Here is a 16,747-nt window from a genome sequence, read left to right on the forward strand (position 1 = left end):
TTTTTTCTTTTATCTTAAGGATTATTACAAATTCATAAATTATTTACAATTTTTTCTATTTTGAGGGGTTGCATCTCCGAATGATTTATGTTACCATGTATAAGAATTGAAAAAAATGTTTCGGAAATGTTACAAACTAATTAGAAATCTGTTTTAAGGGGAACGATATGAAGAAAAAAGTATTGGCTATGAGCCTAGCTGTTGTACTTAGCTGTGCACAGGTGATGGTCGTAAACGCAGATACGATTGATGAAGTTCAGAGACAAAAGGAGCAGACAAGCAGTCAGCTGGCTGGTACAGAAGCACAGATTGACGCGCTGGAAAGCAAGAAAAATCAACTGACCAGTGAAATCAATGAGTTGGATGCAAAGTTAGTCAAAACCATTGCTTATGTCAATGAACTGAAAGACAGTATCTCTGAAAAAGAAGCTGAGATTGAAAATACGAAAACCAAGCTGGCCGCTGCCGAGGCAGACCGTGATCAGCAATACTCCGATATGAAGCGGAGAATTCAGTATCTGTATGAGAACGGCGGTAACGGAGCCTGGGCAACCGTTCTTCTGGAAGACGGAAATATCAGCAGTATGTTAAGCAGCGTTAAGCAGACACAGGAACTGTATGATTATGACCAGAATGCATTGGAAGACTACATATCTGTTGTACAGCAGGTGGCAGACCTTGCCGAACAGCTCGAAACAGAAAAAGCCGATTTAGTAAGTATGGAGGCAGAGCAGGAAGAAGAGCAGAAGAATCTGGAGAATATTCTTTCTGAAAAAAAGGCAACCTCTGCCGATTATGATAATCAGATTGCATCAGCAGAACAGAAAGCAGCGCAGTATCAGAGTTTGATTGAACAGCAGAATACCAAGATTAAAGAGTTGGTAGCAGAGCAGCAGAGACAGCAGGAAGAAGCGGCCAGACAACAGGCGGCAGCGGAAGAAGCAGCAAGACAGACAACTACCCGGTCGAATGCGAACAGTACAGCCGGAACCAGCTCTAACAGTAGAGGGACATCGAATGAAAATTCAGGAAGCAGAGGCAGTTCTTCAAATTCTACTCCTGCTCAGACAAATACTGGAGGAAGTGGAAATACCTCAACAGGTAAGACCGGGGGCAGCGGTTCGAAGGATCAGGGATCTGCATCCACTGGTTCTGCTACAGGAAGTGCAATTGTAAGTTATGCATGTAATTTTATTGGTAACCCATATGTATGGGGCGGTGAAAGCTTGACAAACGGTGCGGACTGTTCAGGATTTATTAAATCTGTATATGCTCATTTCGGATATAGCCTTCCTCGTACCTCAGGTGCTTTAAGAAGTGCAGGACGCGGAGTATCTTATGCAGAAGCACAGCCGGGAGATATTATCTGCTATGAGGGACATGTTGCCATCTATATGGGCGGCGGACAGATTGTACATGCTTCCAACAGTGCACCATATCCTCAAGGTGGAATCAAAGTAAGTTCAAATGCAGCGTACAGAACAATTCTTGCAGTAAGACGTGTGATTTAATCTGAAAAAGTAAGATGCGAATATTTGTTTGAACATATAGTAAGTACAGAAAAGGCACGATCATCAAGTGGTCGTGCCTTTTTGCAGCTCTTTGTTGTGAGGCGCTAATTATGTTCAAGTGTCAATGGTAAAACTAAAAAGATAAATAATATTGACATATAGATCAGAATTTGCTATTATCTACACATAGAAAATATATGTGGATTGTTACGGAGACGGCAAAACCATCTAATAAGTCAGCAAATTTCCTGATTTTATTGATGGTTTTTTTGTTGCTTTTATTGGATAACCCACAGGAACCCGATGGAGCCAGTATGGCCATAATATGTTATAGAGGAGAACAGATGAAAAGCTTTCAGTATGTGATTACCGATTCGTTAGGATTACACGCACGCCCGGCAGGGCTGCTGGTGAAAGAAGCCGGGAAACAGCAGGCAGATGTTAAGGTTACCTTTAAAGACAAGTCTGCCGACGGCAAGAAGCTGTTTGCTCTGATGCAGCTTGGCATCAAGTGCGGCGATGAGGTCACTGTGACAGTGAGCGGAGCTGATGAAGAGATTGGCTGCAAGCAGTTGGAACAGTTTTTTAAAGAGTATTTATAAAAAAGTTGATATATTTCCAACTGGAAGATAAATTCAGTAAATCTCAGTATTCCATTCTTGATAAAAACATAAAAAATTAGCACTCAACCCTTGACAGTGCTAATAATAGGTGTTATATTCTGAATAGAACATGAAAGTTATATGATTTATGTTTATAGATTGGAGGTAGAGTGATGAATATAAGTAAATTCACACAGAAGTCTCTGGAAGCGGTACAGGGTCTGGAAAAGACTGCTTACGATTTTGGAAATCAGGAAATAGAACAAGAGCATCTATTATATAATCTTTTGCATCAGGAGGATGGATTAATCCTTAAGATGATTGAAAAGATGGAGATTGATAAGCAGCATTTTCTAAATAATCTGGAGACGGTATTAAGCAACAGAGTAAAGGTACAGGGCGGCCAACCTTATATTGGTCAGCATTTGAATAAGGCATTGGTGAGTGCCGAAGACGAAGCAAAGGCCATGGGAGATGAGTATGTCTCCGTGGAACATCTGTTTCTGGCCATGCTGAAACATCCGAACCCGAACATGAAAAAGCTGTTTCAGGAATATGGAATTAACAAAGAAAGGTTTTTGCAGGCACTCAGTACAGTACGTGGTAATCAGAGGGTTACCAGCGATAATCCTGAGGATACTTATGACACCCTGGAAAAGTATGGAGTGGATCTGGTGGACAGGGCGAGAAACCAGAAGCTGGATCCGGTCATAGGAAGGGATGAGGAAATTCGTAATGTCGTCCGGATTTTGTCCAGAAAAACAAAGAATAATCCGGTTCTGATTGGAGAGCCGGGAGTCGGAAAGACTGCAGTTGTAGAAGGACTGGCTCAACGTATTGTCAAGGGAGATGTTCCGGAAGGTCTGAAGGATAAGACAATCTTTTCGCTGGATATGGGAGCCCTGGTAGCGGGTGCGAAGTATAGGGGCGAATTTGAGGAGCGTCTGAAAGCGGTTCTGGAAGAGGTGAGAAAAAGTGAAGGAAGAATCATCCTCTTTATTGATGAACTTCATCTGATTGTCGGGGCGGGAAAAACGGAAGGAGCCATGGATGCCGGCAATATGCTGAAACCCATGCTGGCACGGGGCGAACTGCATTGCATCGGTGCGACTACCCTGGATGAATACCGGCAATACATTGAAAAGGATGCTGCTCTGGAACGGCGTTTTCAGCCGGTGTTGGTGAATGAACCGACGGTAGAGGATACAATCTCTATTTTAAGAGGATTAAAGGAACGCTATGAAGTTTATCATGGGGTAAAGATTGCCGATGGAGCCTTGGTGGCAGCAGCCACGTTATCCGATCGTTATATCAGTGACCGTTTTCTTCCGGATAAGGCGATTGATCTTGTAGATGAAGCCTGTGCACTGATTAAGACCGAACTGGACTCCATGCCTACGGAATTGGATGAGCAGCAGCGTAAAATCATGCAGATGGAGATTGAAGAGGCGGCTTTAAAGAAGGAGACGGATAACTTAAGCAGGGAACGGCTGGAAAATCTTCAGAAAGAACTGGCTGAACTGCGGGATGCATTTAATGTGCAAAAGGCACAGTGGGAAAATGAAAAGAAGTCTGTTGAGAGGCTTTCTTCTTTACGGGAACAAATAGAAGATTTGAACCGTCAGATTCAAAATGCACAGCAAACGTATGATTTGAATAAGGCTGCAGAGCTTCAGTACGGAGAATTACCCAGATTACAGCAGCAGTTGGAAGTGGAAGAAGAGAGAGTAAAGAGCTCCGATTTGTCGCTGGTACATGAGAATGTTACGGATGAAGAGATTGCACGAATTGTGTCAAACTGGACGGGAATTCCGGTTGCAAGGCTGACAGAAGGTGAACGAATGAAAATTCTGGGTCTGGAAAGTCAACTGCATGAGAGGGTTATCGGACAGGAAGAGGCCGTCTCTCTGGTTTCTGATGCGATTATTCGTTCAAAAGCCGGAATTAAGGATCCTTCCAAACCGATTGGTTCTTTTCTGTTCTTAGGTCCTACCGGAGTAGGTAAGACAGAATTGGCAAAAACCCTTGCCAGGCAGCTTTTTGACGATGAAAACAATATGGTGCGTATTGACATGAGCGAGTATATGGAAAAGTATTCCGTATCCCGTCTGATCGGAGCACCTCCAGGATATGTAGGTTATGAAGAAGGCGGGCAGCTTACGGAAGCAGTTAGGAGGAAACCGTATTCGGTGGTGCTTTTCGATGAGATAGAAAAGGCACACCCGGATGTGTTCAATGTACTGCTGCAAGTGTTGGATGACGGGCGTATCACGGATTCTCAGGGAAGGACGGTAGACTTTAAAAATACCATATTAATTATGACTTCCAATATAGGTTCCTCCTATCTGTTGGAGGGAATTGAGCTAAATGGCTCTATCAGTGAGGAAGCGCAGACGATGGTCAGCAATGAGCTGAAAGCGCATTTTCGTCCGGAATTTTTGAACCGGTTGGATGAAATCATTTTGTTTAAACCTTTGACAAAGGATAATATAGGTGGTATTGTAGATTTGCTTATGAAGGAATTGAATGCACGTATGAACAACCAGGAGCTATCTATCGAACTTACTTCTAAAGCCAAGGAGTTTATAATAGAAGGCGGTTATGACCCGGTGTACGGTGCACGACCATTGAAGCGATTTATACAAAAGAATGTGGAAACACTGACAGCCAGGCTGATTCTGGGAGGATCCGTAAGTACGGGAGATACGATTTTAATCGATCTTACCTCCGGCAGGCTGGAGGCGATTATCAAGCCGGAGGTTGAGGTGATATCATAAAGTACCAGGGTCAAAAGGTCATATGTATTTCATGTAATCGAACAGAGCTGCTTATCCTGTTATGAGACAGGACAGGCAACTCTGTTCTTTACTTATTTACAGCGTATACGGTATGGGTTATAATGAAAAGAATCTGGAGGTGCTTATGTTTGAGAGCAAGGAAGTAGAAGCATATAAAAGCTTTGCCTATGTTTATGATTTATTTATGGACCATGTGCCTTATAAGGAGTGGTGTGAATATCTGGCGGAGCTTTTAAGGGAGCACGGAGTCCGGGATGGTCTGGTTCTGGAACTGGGTTGTGGAACCGGAAGTATGACGGAACTTCTGGCGGGTAAGGGCTATGACATGATTGGCATTGACAATTCCGGGGATATGCTTGAAATAGCTATGGATAAACGTGTGTCATCCGGGTATGATATTTTATATCTGATGCAGGATATGCGTGAGTTTGAACTTTATGGAACGGTAAAGGCGATTATCAGTGTCTGTGATTCCATGAACTATATCCTGGAAGAGGAAGAGCTTCTGCAGGTCTTTCGTCTGGTAAATAATTACCTTGATCCTGCAGGCTATTTTATCTTTGATATGAATACAATTTACAAGTATGAACAGATCGGAGATTCCACCATAGCTGAGAACAGGGAGGAAGCCAGCTTTATCTGGGATAATTATTATGACAGGGAAACCTGTATCAACGAATATGAATTGGCCATCTTTATTCCGGAAGGGAATCAGGGGTTATATCGGAAGTACGAAGAGATCCATGAACAGAGGGGGTATCCCCTGAAAAAGATTCAAAGCTTACTTGAACAGGCGGGGATGAAGTTTGTAGCGGCTTATGATGCGTTTTCGCATGATGAGGTAAAAGAGGACAGTGAGCGGATTTATGTGATTGCACAGGAATCCGGGAAATTATAAGGAGCGTAGGAAAGAGATGGATTATATTATAAGAGCAACAGCGGCAGGAGGCCAGATCAGGGCTTTTGCAGCGACTACAAGGGATTTGGCAGAAGCAGCAAGAGCGGCTCATAATACCAGTCCTGTGGCAACAGCGGCGTTGGGCCGCCTTCTGACTGCCGGTGCTATGATGGGAATCATGATGAAGGGGGATAAGGATATTCTGACACTCCAGGTTCGCGGTGACGGCCCCCTTGGAGGGATTACGGTTACTGCCGATTCGAAGGGCAGTGTCAAGGGGTATGTTCTGAATCCGGAGGTGTTGATTCCTGCCAACAGTATAGGAAAACTGGATGTTGGAAGAGCCGTGGGACAAGGTTATCTTACAGCTATTAAAGACCTGGGATTAAAGGAACCATATTCCGGCCGGGTAGAGTTACAGACAGGTGAAATCGGGGACGATCTTACCTATTATTTTGCTGCCAGTGAACAGGTACCCTCTTCCGTGGGACTGGGAGTTCTGATGGAGAAACATAATACGGTAAAGCAGGCTGGTGGATTCATCATCCAGCTTATGCCGTTTACGGATGAAGAAGTGATTGAAAAGCTGGAGAAAAACCTGTCAGAAGTAACTTCAGTTACCGATATGCTTGAAGAGGGTTTAACTCCGGAACTGATTCTGGAAAAAGTACTGAAGGGTATGGATGTGGAATTTAATGAAAAAGTGCCGGCCAGATTTTATTGCAACTGCGACAAGCATCGTGTGGCAAAAGCATTAATCAGCATTGGAAAGAAAGAACTGGAGCATATGATCGGGGACGGAGAAGCTGTGGAACTGAAGTGCCATTTTTGCAACAGTAGTTATATCTTCAATATTGAGGAGTTAAAGGAACTTCTGGAACTCGCAAAAGGTTAAGATGTAAATGGAAAATGAGGTAGAAGATGAAACATGGATTTGTGAAGGTTGCCGCGGCAACACCTGAAGTAGTGGTTGCTGATTGTGTGGAGAATGCAGTAAGGATTGTGGATAACATTCGTCAGATGGCACTTGGTGGTGCAAAACTCATGGTTTTGCCGGAACTTTGCCTGACCGGATATACCTGCAGTGATTTGTTCTGGCAGGAACGGCTTCTGGAGGAGGCAAAAGATCAGCTTGGACGTATAGCAAAGCAGACAAAGGATATCGATGGACTGATTTTTCTGGGACTTCCATGGGAAGATCAGGGAAAACTGTATAATGCTGCTGCGGTACTTTGCAGGGGAGAAGTACTTGGTATTGTCCCTAAGAAGCATCTGCCTAATTACAATGAATTTTATGAGAAAAGACATTTTGCAGAAGGCAGGGAAGCGGTTCATATGACCGGCTTTCAGGGTAAGGAAATTCCATTTGGCATGAACCTTTTGTTCCGCTGCAGACAGATGCCGCATCTTGTAACGGCGGCGGAAATCTGTGAAGACTTATGGTCTCCCAATCCCCCCGGTACAGCGCATGCCCTGGCGGGTGCGACTGTCCTTGTGAATCTTTCTGCCAGTGACGAGGTGACGGGAAAGGACGCTTACAGAAGAAGCCTGGTGAGCGCCAGCTCTGCCCGGCTTGTCTGCGGCTATATCTATGCAACGGCAGGAGAAGGCGAGTCCACGACAGACCTGGTATTTGGCGGACAAAATCTGATATGTGAAAATGGCACGCTGCTGTCCGAATCCAAACGCTTTGAGAACGGAGTCATCTTTGCAGATCTGGATATAGACCGTCTGATTGGGGAACGAAGGAGGATGACCACATATCCGGCCGGGAATCCGGAAGGATATCAAATTGTGGATTTTGATCTTGCATTGGTGGAGACAAGGTTAGACCGAAAGTTCCCGTCACAGCCCTTTGTACCTGCTGATATGGAGCAGAGGAATGAAAGATGCGATGAGATTTTGAATATACAGGCTATGGGTCTGAAGAAAAGGCTGGCACATACCGGATGTGAATGTGCAGTAATTGGCATTTCGGGAGGCCTGGACTCCACCCTGGCTCTTTTGGTCGCCACAAGAGCCTTTGATAAGCTGGGAATTGACCGTTCCAATATTCTCTGCGTGACAATGCCCTGTTTTGGAACTACGGACCGAACCTATCAGAATGCCTGTGAGCTTACCCGGACGATTGGTGCAACACTCAAAGAGGTGGATATCAAAGATGCTGTGACACTGCATTTTCGGGATATCGGACAGGATATGGAGAAGCATGATGTGACCTTTGAGAATGGACAGGCCAGAGAACGGACACAGGTGTTGATGGATATTGCCAATCAGAAAAATGGTCTGGTGGTGGGAACCGGTGATTTATCAGAGCTGGCTCTTGGCTGGGCAACCTATAATGGAGATCATATGTCCATGTATGCGGTCAATGCCTCAGTGCCCAAAACTCTGGTAAGGCATCTGGTAAAATACTATGCGGAAACCTGCGGGGATGATAAACTGGAACATATCCTGATGGATGTACTGGATACACCCGTAAGTCCGGAACTGCTGCCACCAAAGGATGGAGTGATTTCACAAAAGACGGAGGATTTGGTGGGACCGTATGAACTTCATGACTTTTATCTTTATTATATGATTCGTATGGGGTATGCGCCTGAAAAGATTTATCGGATTGCCAGGCTGACGTTTCGGGATCTGTATGATGATGAAACAATCCTGAAGTGGCTGAAAAAGTTTTATTGGCGCTTTTTTTCGCAACAGTTTAAACGCTCCTGCCTCCCGGACGGACCCAAGGTGGGATCGGTTGCGGTTTCGCCGAGAGGGGACTTAAGGATGCCCAGCGATGCCTGTGTAAGAATCTGGATCAAACAATTAGAGGAGATGTAAAGCGTTTTCCCCTTTTCATAATGTAGGACTTGGACGCATAAACTGATTTAGGTGTAAATCAGCTTATGCGTCCATTTTATGATGATACCGGAGTCAAAAGGTCATGCGCAGAAATTTGCAGGTATCAGGCATCAAGTTATATTGAAAGGGAGGGGCGAATGTTAGAACAGAAGTCTTTGACAGAAGTGGAAAAGAAGTTAAATACAAATCTGCAGCAAGGGCTGTCAGAGAAAGAAGCCGGACAAAGAAGGAAGGAAGAGGGTTTCAATGTTCTGGCCGAGCCCAAGAAAAAATCTATGCTCAGTATGTTTGCAGAGCAGTTAAATGATCCGCTGATATTTATTCTTCTGGTGGCAGCAGGAATTTCCATGTTTATGAGAGAAATGAGCGATGCGGCGATTATACTTGTAGTGATTGTAATTAATGGGGCAGTAGGTGTGATACAGGAAGGAAAGGCCCTGAAAGCCCTGGAAGCTCTGAAAAAGATCACCAGCCCTACTGCGATAGTAAAGCGGGACGGTGTCTATAGGGAGATTCCGGCAGCGGAGCTGGTGACCGGAGATGTGGTTGCGCTGGAGACAGGATGCCAGGTTCCGGCCGATCTCCGTCTGATCACTTCCTTCAGCCTAAAGGCAGAAGAATCTGCCCTGACCGGTGAATCCTTGCCGGTTCAAAAAAACTCCGGAAAGATTACAGATGAAAAGCCGTCCCTGGGTGACAGAAAGAATATGGTGTTTATGTCCACCAGTATTGTATACGGAAGAGGTGAAGGCGTTGTTGCCGCCACAGGCATGAACACTGAAATCGGAAAAATTGCCGGGATGCTGGGGGATGCCCCCCAAGAGGCTACCCCTTTGCAGAAAAGGCTTGGGGAAATTGGAAAGATTTTAAGCGCATGTGCGGTAATTTTGTGTATTGCATTGTTTGTAATTGCAGTCATTCAACACCGAAATATTCCGGAAATGCTGATAACAGCCATATCTCTCGCAGTTGCTGCAGTTCCGGAAGGACTTCCGGCTATTGTAACAATCGTACTGGCTTTAAGCGTTTCCCGCATGGTAAAGGTCAATACTATCGTTCGCAGACTGCCGGCGGTGGAGACACTTGGCTCTGTAAATATTGTATGCTCAGACAAGACGGGAACTCTGACTCAAAATAAGATGAAGGTGGTAAGGTGCTATACCAATCAGACTTATATTCCTGTTGAAAAACTAAAGCTATCGGAACACAGGGAATTTCTGGAGGGATTTACACTTTGCAATGACGCTATGATTTCCGGTGGGGTATCCATGGGGGATCCAACCGAAATCGCCTTAATGGAGATGGGAGCATTCCTTGGAATCAGTAAAAAAAATCTTGAAGAAAAGATGCCTCGTGTGGATGAATTACCCTTTGACTCCAGACGAAAGATGATGACTACGGTCCATCAGGGCAGCGGAAAACGGGTGGCTTATACAAAAGGCTCCAGCGATGTTCTGACAAAACGCTGTACCAGAATTTTGAAAGCCGGTCAGATCGTCCCAATCTCGGGAGAAGACAAAAGGCAGATAGAAAGAGCCACAGGAGAGATGAGCAGTCAGGCACTACGGGTTCTGGGGCTGGCTATGCGCCCTGAAGCAGCAGCTCCGGAGGAAAATAATCTGGTGTTTGTAGGGCTTGTAGGAATGATGGATCCACCGAGGGAAGAGGCTTCCGAAGCTATAACCGTCTTTAAGCAGTCCGGGGTAAAGACGGTTATGATTACAGGGGACCATGTGGAAACCGCATTTGCCATCGCGAAGCAATTAGGTATTACAAGCTCAATAAAAGAATGTATTACAGGGGAAGAGTTGGAACAGATGTCAGATTCTTCACTTGAAGGGCGCTGCATGGAATTAAGTGTATTTGCCAGAGTATCCCCCCAGCATAAGGTCAGAATTGTGAAAGCGTTTCGTGCAAGGAGAAATGTGGTTGCCATGACTGGCGATGGTGTCAACGATGCCCCTTCTTTGAAAGCTGCCGACATAGGCATAGCCATGGGAAGATGTGGAACTGATGTTGCTAAAAACGCAGCCGATATTGTATTGACCGATGATAATTTTGCCACCATTGAGCGGGCTATTGAGGAAGGAAGAGGAATCTATGAGAATATCAAGAAGTCTGTACTGTTCTTGCTGTCCTCGAATTTTGGAGAGATTATAACCATGTTTCTGGCAGTGATTGCGGGGTTAAGTTCTCCTTTAAAGGCCAGCCATATCCTTTGGATTAATCTGATTACAGATTCTCTTCCGGCACTGGCGCTTGGCGTGGACGAAAACGATGGAAAGCTACTGATGCAGAAGCCCCCCCGAAGTGCCAGGGAAAGCCTGTTTGCGGGGGGCGGGCTGTTCTGTACCTTGTTTTATGGAGGTCTGATTGCCGCTGTAAGCCTGATTGCATTTTTCAGTGTTCCTTATGCTTTTTTAAGCAGTCATAGCATGGCTGTCACGCTCGAAAACCTGAAAATTGCTTTATCACAAAGTGAGATTCTGATGCGCGCCCAGACCTATGCATTTACAGTACTGGGAATATCTGAATTATTTCACGCAGTTGGTATGAGAAATGTTGAGAAGTCATTTTTCCTCAATCATCCTCTATCCAATAAGCTGATGCTTGCGGCATTCTTTATAGGATTGGGACTGCAGATATCTGTGACTGAGATTCCGTATTTTAATGCTGTTTTTGAAACTGTACGGCTATCTTTGGGTGAATGGCTGAATTTAATCTTTTTATCCTCCATGCCTTTGTTTGCTCATGAGATGTTCCTTCTGGATCCTGCCTCCTGGTTAAAGAAACTTCATAAAAGCAAGGACAATCAGAAGAATGCCGCTGAGCCAGGAAAGATTTAGGGAAAGCTTTTCTGCTATTTTATTCCCCAGCAGGCATCCCAGCAAAATGGCACAGGCCCCTACAAGTAACGAAAGTAATATTGTAAGGGGCACATGCAGTGGGAGGACACCTGCCCCAAAGCCTACCGCAGCACTGTCCAGCGACAATGCAACTCCCAGGGAGACAGCCTCTCTGGGAGAAAGTGTATGGCTTTGATCCATATCTGCTTTATCCGGATCCGCATAGACGGTCAGGATAAAAGAAAACTGCATCAGTGAGAAATGAAATTCCGGTGCATTCTGTCCGCTTTTCCGAATCAGTGCCTTTAAGGAGCTGTCAAAAAGTTTTACAATTCCCAGCCCAAACAGTATTGCAAAGCAAAAGATCCGAATCAGATTCTCTGGGAGAAGTGGACTGATTACTTTTCCCAAAAGCAGAAAAATCAGCAATATACCGGCGGATATCCCATCCATGATAGCTGCTGAAAGAAAAGGGATTTTAATCTTGTTCGTGCCATAGGCAAAGCAGGCCACAAAGGCATCTATGGAAAGCGCTGTCACCAACACCAGTGATTCAAGAATAATCGTATATACTGTCATGTTATACCAACATACATTTTTTATTATAATATGCAGCTTATATTAAATATGTATTGCATTCTAAGAGCTAAATTGATAAACTGGTACAAGACATACTTGAATGGTCAATCGAATGGGAGGCAATATGAAGGTATCTGATAAAACACAGACATTAATAGATGGCAGCTCTGTTATCCGCAAACTTTTTGAGGAGGGAAAAGAACTTGCCCGGAAGGTCGGAGAAGAGAATGTATATGATTACAGCCTGGGAAATCCGTTCGCCCAAACACCACCTGTGGTAAAGAGAAGCATTACAAAACTGTTAAATGAAAAAGAGCCGGGATATCTGCATGGATATATGAAGAATGCCGGATATGATGAAGTCAGAAGTGCGGTAGCTGAATCTTTAAACAGACGTTTTGACATGAATTACAGCATGGATAATATTATAATGACAGTCGGAGCGGCGGGGGGGCTGAACTGCATCTTCAGTGCCTTACTAAACCCCGGAGATGAGGTGATCTGCTTTGCACCGTTCTTCGGCGAGTACCGGAGCTATGTGATGAATTATTATGGGAATCTTGTGGTAATTCCGGCTCACATACCCGACTTTCAGTTAAATCTGGAACTCCTCGATGATTACATAAATGAAAGAACGAAAGTGATTCTTCTGAATAACCCCAATAACCCGTCTGGTGTTGTATATACCTCTGAAGCATTAGAAGAATTAAATCGAATTATACGAAAAGCGGAAGTGCGCATCGGCCACTCTATCTGTGTTGTCTCAGATGAACCATACCGTGAACTCGTATATGATGGCCTGCAGGTTCCCTATATGCCCAAGCATGTCAGGAACTGTATCGTATGCTATTCCTTCAGCAAATCGCTTTCTCTTCCGGGAGAAAGAATCGGGTATATGGCCATATCTCCGGACATGGAAGACTATGATCAGGTTGAGAATGGATTGATTGTAAGCAATCGTGCTTTGGGATACGTGAATGCGCCTTCCCTGTTCCAGCTTGTGGCAAAGGACTGCCTGGAGGAAAAGGTAGATATTGAAATCTATAATAAAAACCGAATGCTGCTTTATGATAACCTGCGGGCGATGGGATTTTCCTGCGTGAAGCCTGAGGGGGCGTTTTACCTGCTTCTTAAATCACCGGAAGAAGACGAAGAGGCATTTGTCATGGAAGGGAAAAAACATAATCTCATTATGGTTTCTACCAGGTCTTTTGGATGTCCTGGCTATGTAAGACTTGCATACTGCATTCCTTATGAAACAATTAAAAAATCCCTGGACGCTTTCCGGAAATTAGCGGAGCATTACAGAGCATGAAACAGGCAGGGGCAGATATATAATATGTGTATATCTGCCTCTGCTCCTTTTTAGCAAACTTCCTGTTTGTGAGTTACTTCTCTGCATCTACTGCTTCAGCTTTCGTCAGAGCTGATTTTACAGCTTCTAAAAGCAGCATGGAGGTATATTTATTGTCGTCGGAATAGGTGATATTTTCCGTAGATTGAGTCGTATAAATCTGACTTGCGATGTCTTCCAGGGTCGGCTCCATCAAAGGATACATGGCAGTAGTAACTTCACTTAAGTTTATCAATTCTATAGAATTGATGTGATCCTTATCTACGGTCACCTGTACGTCGAATGAGTTGCCATTAAGCTCGATGGAAGCCGTATAGATACCTGGCGTATATTGGGTTTCGGTGACTGAAGCCTGGGATGAGGCAGTCTTATCCTGGGATTCCTTACCGCCAAACATCACAAAAAGCAGGATAATGGCTACAACAGCCAGTAGAAGAAAGATCGCAGTATAGATCACTTCCTTCATATGTAGTACGACAATTTTAGTTTTTGAACTCATAGACGGTACACTCCTTTTGCATTCTCTATAAATGATATGAGTTTATCCAAAAAAATATGCGTTATTTACCGCAATATTTGCCAGATAAAAAGCAATTATTGTAAAGCCAGAAAGGATAAAGCTTGCTATAGTATAGTTTAGTGAGTGGCCTGTAAAAAGTTCCTATTCTCGTTACAGGGCAACGAATTATAATATTATGGCTGGAGGATTCGTATGGACAGAAAAGAAGCAAGAAAGCGTGCCAAAGAGCTGGTATCTCAGATGACTTTAGAAGAGAAGGCCAGCCAGTTGAGATATGATGCACCGGCAATTCAAAGACTTAATGTACCTGCTTACAACTGGTGGAATGAAGCGCTGCATGGTGTTGCAAGAGCAGGGGTTGCTACCAGCTTTCCCCAGGCAATCGGTATGGGTGCAACCTTTGATCCGGAGCTTTTAAAGGAAGTGGCCGATGCTATCGCAGATGAGGGACGTGCAAAATACAATACCTATGCGGCACATGAAGACAGGGATATCTATAAAGGGCTGACCTTTTGGTCTCCGAATGTAAATATATTCCGGGACCCGAGATGGGGCAGGGGACATGAAACTTATGGGGAGGATCCCTATCTGACCAGCCGTATGGGCGTGGCTTTTGTAGAAGGCCTGCAAGGTGACGGAGAGACGATGAAAGCAGCAGCCTGTGCGAAACATTATGCGGTTCATTCCGGGCCGGAGGCAATTCGTCATGAATTTAATGCCGTGGCAACCAAGAAAGATATGGAGGAAACCTATCTGCCGGCGTTTGAGGCATTGGTAAAGGAAGCACGGGTAGAATCCGTCATGGGAGCTTATAACCGCACCAACGGAGAGCCTTGCTGTGGAAGCAAGACTTTAATCCGGGAAAGATTGCGCGGAGCATGGGGGTTCCAGGGGCATTTTGTATCCGATTGCTGGGCAATTGCGGATTTTCACATGCATCATATGGTTACTTCAACCGCCCGGGAATCTGCGGCCATGGCCCTGAATGCAGGTTGTGACTTGAATTGTGGAAATACTTATCTGCATATTTTAAGTGCATATAAAGAGGGTCTGGTAACAGAAGAACAAATTACAGAATCTGCCGTCAGGCTTTTTACCACCCGCTTTCTTCTGGGATTGTTCGACGGCAGTGAATTTGATGAGATCGGGTATGACCGTGTGGAATGTAAGGAGCATCTGGAACTTGCACATAAAACCGCCTTGGAAAGTATGGTTCTGTTGAAAAATGATGGTATACTGCCTTTGAAGAAAGAGGCTTTAAACGCGATTGCCGTCATCGGTCCGAATGCAAACAGCAGAGCCGCGCTGATTGGAAACTATTACGGAACATCATCTGCGTATATTACAGTTCTGGAGGGGATCCAGAGGTATGTCGGAGAGGAGGTAAGGGTTTATTATTCAGAAGGCTGTGCTCTGTCTAAGTCCAGGACAGAGGGGTTGGCCGGGGAGAATGACCGTCTTTCCGAGGCTCAGATTGCAGCTGAAAACAGTGATGTTGTGATTCTGTGCCTGGGTTTGGATGAAACCTTAGAGGGGGAGGAAGGGGATGCCGGAAATGCGTATGCATCGGGAGACAAACAGGATCTTCTACTGCCGGAAACGCAGAGAAAACTGATGCAGACGATTGCTGCAACAGGTAAGCCGGTGATCCTTTGTCTGATGGCCGGAAGTGATATCGATATGAGCTATGCTGCGGAGCACTTTCATGGTATTCTGGGGTTGTGGTACCCGGGAGCCCGGGGAGGAAAGGCAGCGGCAGAAATCCTTTTTGGAGATGTATCTCCATCCGGAAAACTTCCTGTTACTTTTTATCAAAGTCTGGAGGAACTGCCTGCGTTCACGGACTATTCCATGGAAGGAAGAACCTACCGATATATGAAGGGAAGAGCACAGTATCCGTTCGGATACGGTCTGACTTACAGTGAGGTTCGGGTAATGAAGGCTGACGCAGTAGAAGAAGCGTATGGAGCAAGTGTGCGGGCCGTGGTGAAGAACTGTGGAAATGTGGAAACAGATGAGGTGGTACAGGTTTACATTAAATGTATGGATTCTGCCCATGCAGTGCCGAATCCGCAGCTTTGTGCATTTTGGCGTATACATCTGCTGCCGCAGGAAGAAACAGAGGTTGAACTTCCAATTCCAGAGAGAGCCTTTACTGTGGTGGATGACAGCGGAAAGCGCTTTGTGGACGGAAGACAGTTTGAACTTTATACAGGTGTCAGCCAGCCGGATGAACGGAGTTTTGAACTGACGGGATCAAGACCTGTTCGGACGGAGTATACAAGGAAGTTTGTACGCTAATGTCTTTGTAAACTATTTATGATAATGCCGCCTAAAATTCCAATCACTGCCCCTGTAACAAGTCCCGAGATAATTAAAAATGGAAGGTAGTAGACAAGTGCGCTGCTGTTTACTACCCACATAGCCACGAGAATCTGACCGATGTTGTGTCCGACTCCCCCAATGATACTCACACCTGTTACTGAGAATTTTTTGCATCTGTTTGCGGTTGCCATAAGCAGCCAGCTAAGCAGTCCGCCCCCAAAGCTGAATAGCATGGTAGATAAATTCCCGAAGGTGAACCCTACCAGGATCATCCGTACGATGGATAAGGCAAAGGCTTGCTTTGATCCCATCAGAAATAAAGCGGTAACCACAACCAGATTGGCCAGACCGAGCTTAATTCCGGGAACCGGTACAGGAATCGGGATCAGACTTTCTATATAACTTAGAATAAATGCCAGGGCAATCAGTATGCCATATGTTGCTACATTTTTTGTTTTCAT

12 protein-coding genes are annotated in these 16,747 nt (G+C 44.9%); 9 read left to right on the forward strand and 3 right to left on the reverse strand.

From position 1 onward, the window contains the following. Nucleotides 1–167 precede the first annotated feature (167 nt). The 7 genes from KNL20_RS00770 (at nucleotide 168) to KNL20_RS00800 (ending at nucleotide 11,508) form a co-directional block, all read left to right on the forward strand. On the forward strand, nucleotides 168–1,511 hold the full coding sequence (locus KNL20_RS00770) for a C40 family peptidase (protein WP_230398796.1): 1,344 nt from the start codon (nucleotides 168–170) through the stop codon (nucleotides 1,509–1,511). 344 nt (nucleotides 1,512–1,855) lie between these two features. Beyond that, on the forward strand, nucleotides 1,856–2,113 hold the full coding sequence (locus tag KNL20_RS00775; RefSeq protein WP_230398797.1) for an HPr family phosphocarrier protein: 258 nt from the start codon (nucleotides 1,856–1,858) through the stop codon (nucleotides 2,111–2,113). 173 nt (nucleotides 2,114–2,286) lie between these two features. Beyond that, nucleotides 2,287–4,890, forward strand: a complete 2,604-nt coding sequence (gene clpB / locus KNL20_RS00780; RefSeq protein WP_230398798.1) for an ATP-dependent chaperone ClpB — start codon at nucleotides 2,287–2,289, stop codon at nucleotides 4,888–4,890. 145 nt (nucleotides 4,891–5,035) lie between these two features. Next, nucleotides 5,036–5,809 (forward strand): class I SAM-dependent DNA methyltransferase, encoded by a 774-nt coding sequence (locus KNL20_RS00785; RefSeq protein WP_230398799.1) that lies wholly within the window; start codon nucleotides 5,036–5,038, stop codon nucleotides 5,807–5,809. Between the two features lie 16 nt (nucleotides 5,810–5,825). Beyond that, nucleotides 5,826–6,704, forward strand: a complete 879-nt coding sequence (gene hslO / locus KNL20_RS00790; protein ID WP_230398800.1) for an Hsp33 family molecular chaperone HslO — start codon at nucleotides 5,826–5,828, stop codon at nucleotides 6,702–6,704. A 26-nt stretch (nucleotides 6,705–6,730) separates the two neighbouring features. After that, nucleotides 6,731–8,641, forward strand: a complete 1,911-nt coding sequence (locus tag KNL20_RS00795; RefSeq protein WP_230398801.1) for an NAD(+) synthase — start codon at nucleotides 6,731–6,733, stop codon at nucleotides 8,639–8,641. Nucleotides 8,642–8,799: 158 nt separating this feature from the next. After that, nucleotides 8,800–11,508, forward strand: coding sequence for a cation-translocating P-type ATPase (locus KNL20_RS00800; RefSeq protein WP_230398802.1), 2,709 nt, complete (start codon nucleotides 8,800–8,802; stop codon nucleotides 11,506–11,508). Here KNL20_RS00800 and ytaF read toward each other — a convergent pair. Continuing rightward, nucleotides 11,446–12,087 carry a sporulation membrane protein YtaF gene (ytaF, locus tag KNL20_RS00805; protein WP_230398803.1) on the reverse strand — a complete coding sequence of 214 codons (642 nt, stop codon included), beginning with the start codon at nucleotides 12,085–12,087 and terminating at the stop codon, nucleotides 11,446–11,448. The genes KNL20_RS00800 and ytaF overlap by 63 nt on opposite strands. Before the next feature lie 124 nt (nucleotides 12,088–12,211). Between ytaF and KNL20_RS00810 the strand changes: the two genes are divergently transcribed. Next, nucleotides 12,212–13,402 (forward strand): pyridoxal phosphate-dependent aminotransferase, encoded by a 1,191-nt coding sequence (locus KNL20_RS00810; protein ID WP_230398804.1) that lies wholly within the window; start codon nucleotides 12,212–12,214, stop codon nucleotides 13,400–13,402. 73 nt (nucleotides 13,403–13,475) lie between these two features. Here KNL20_RS00810 and KNL20_RS00815 read toward each other — a convergent pair whose 3' ends face one another. Then, nucleotides 13,476–13,940 carry an FMN-binding protein gene (locus KNL20_RS00815; RefSeq protein ID WP_230398805.1) on the reverse strand — a complete coding sequence of 155 codons (465 nt, stop codon included), beginning with the start codon at nucleotides 13,938–13,940 and terminating at the stop codon, nucleotides 13,476–13,478. A 213-nt stretch (nucleotides 13,941–14,153) separates the two neighbouring features. Here KNL20_RS00815 and KNL20_RS00820 point away from each other — a divergent pair, with 213 nt between their 5' ends. Beyond that, nucleotides 14,154–16,262, forward strand: a complete 2,109-nt coding sequence (locus KNL20_RS00820) for a glycoside hydrolase family 3 C-terminal domain-containing protein (RefSeq protein ID WP_230398806.1) — start codon at nucleotides 14,154–14,156, stop codon at nucleotides 16,260–16,262. On the opposite strand, the gene KNL20_RS00825 is transcribed toward KNL20_RS00820, so the two are convergent. Continuing rightward, nucleotides 16,259–16,747: a Gx transporter family protein gene (locus KNL20_RS00825; protein ID WP_230398807.1), complete on the reverse strand. Its 489-nt coding sequence runs from the start codon at nucleotides 16,745–16,747 to the stop codon at nucleotides 16,259–16,261. The genes KNL20_RS00820 and KNL20_RS00825 overlap by 4 nt on opposite strands.

The sequence above is a fragment of the Novisyntrophococcus fermenticellae genome (assembly GCF_018866245.1).
GTDB lineage: Bacteria > Bacillota > Clostridia > Lachnospirales > Lachnospiraceae > Novisyntrophococcus > Novisyntrophococcus fermenticellae.

Coding starts and splice junctions, on each gene's coding strand:
- KNL20_RS00770 (WP_230398796.1), top strand. CDS start 168: ATGAAGAAAAAAGTATTGGCTATGAGCCTAGCTGTTGTACTTAGCTGT.
- KNL20_RS00775 (WP_230398797.1), top strand. CDS start 1,856: ATGAAAAGCTTTCAGTATGTGATTACCGATTCGTTAGGATTACACGCA.
- clpB (WP_230398798.1), top strand. CDS start 2,287: ATGAATATAAGTAAATTCACACAGAAGTCTCTGGAAGCGGTACAGGGT.
- KNL20_RS00785 (WP_230398799.1), top strand. CDS start 5,036: ATGTTTGAGAGCAAGGAAGTAGAAGCATATAAAAGCTTTGCCTATGTT.
- hslO (WP_230398800.1), top strand. CDS start 5,826: ATGGATTATATTATAAGAGCAACAGCGGCAGGAGGCCAGATCAGGGCT.
- KNL20_RS00795 (WP_230398801.1), top strand. CDS start 6,731: ATGAAACATGGATTTGTGAAGGTTGCCGCGGCAACACCTGAAGTAGTG.
- KNL20_RS00800 (WP_230398802.1), top strand. CDS start 8,800: ATGTTAGAACAGAAGTCTTTGACAGAAGTGGAAAAGAAGTTAAATACA.
- ytaF (WP_230398803.1), bottom strand. CDS start 12,087: ATGACAGTATATACGATTATTCTTGAATCACTGGTGTTGGTGACAGCG.
- KNL20_RS00810 (WP_230398804.1), top strand. CDS start 12,212: ATGAAGGTATCTGATAAAACACAGACATTAATAGATGGCAGCTCTGTT.
- KNL20_RS00815 (WP_230398805.1), bottom strand. CDS start 13,940: ATGAGTTCAAAAACTAAAATTGTCGTACTACATATGAAGGAAGTGATC.
- KNL20_RS00820 (WP_230398806.1), top strand. CDS start 14,154: ATGGACAGAAAAGAAGCAAGAAAGCGTGCCAAAGAGCTGGTATCTCAG.
- KNL20_RS00825 (WP_230398807.1), bottom strand. CDS start 16,747: ATGAAAACAAAAAATGTAGCAACATATGGCATACTGATTGCCCTGGCA.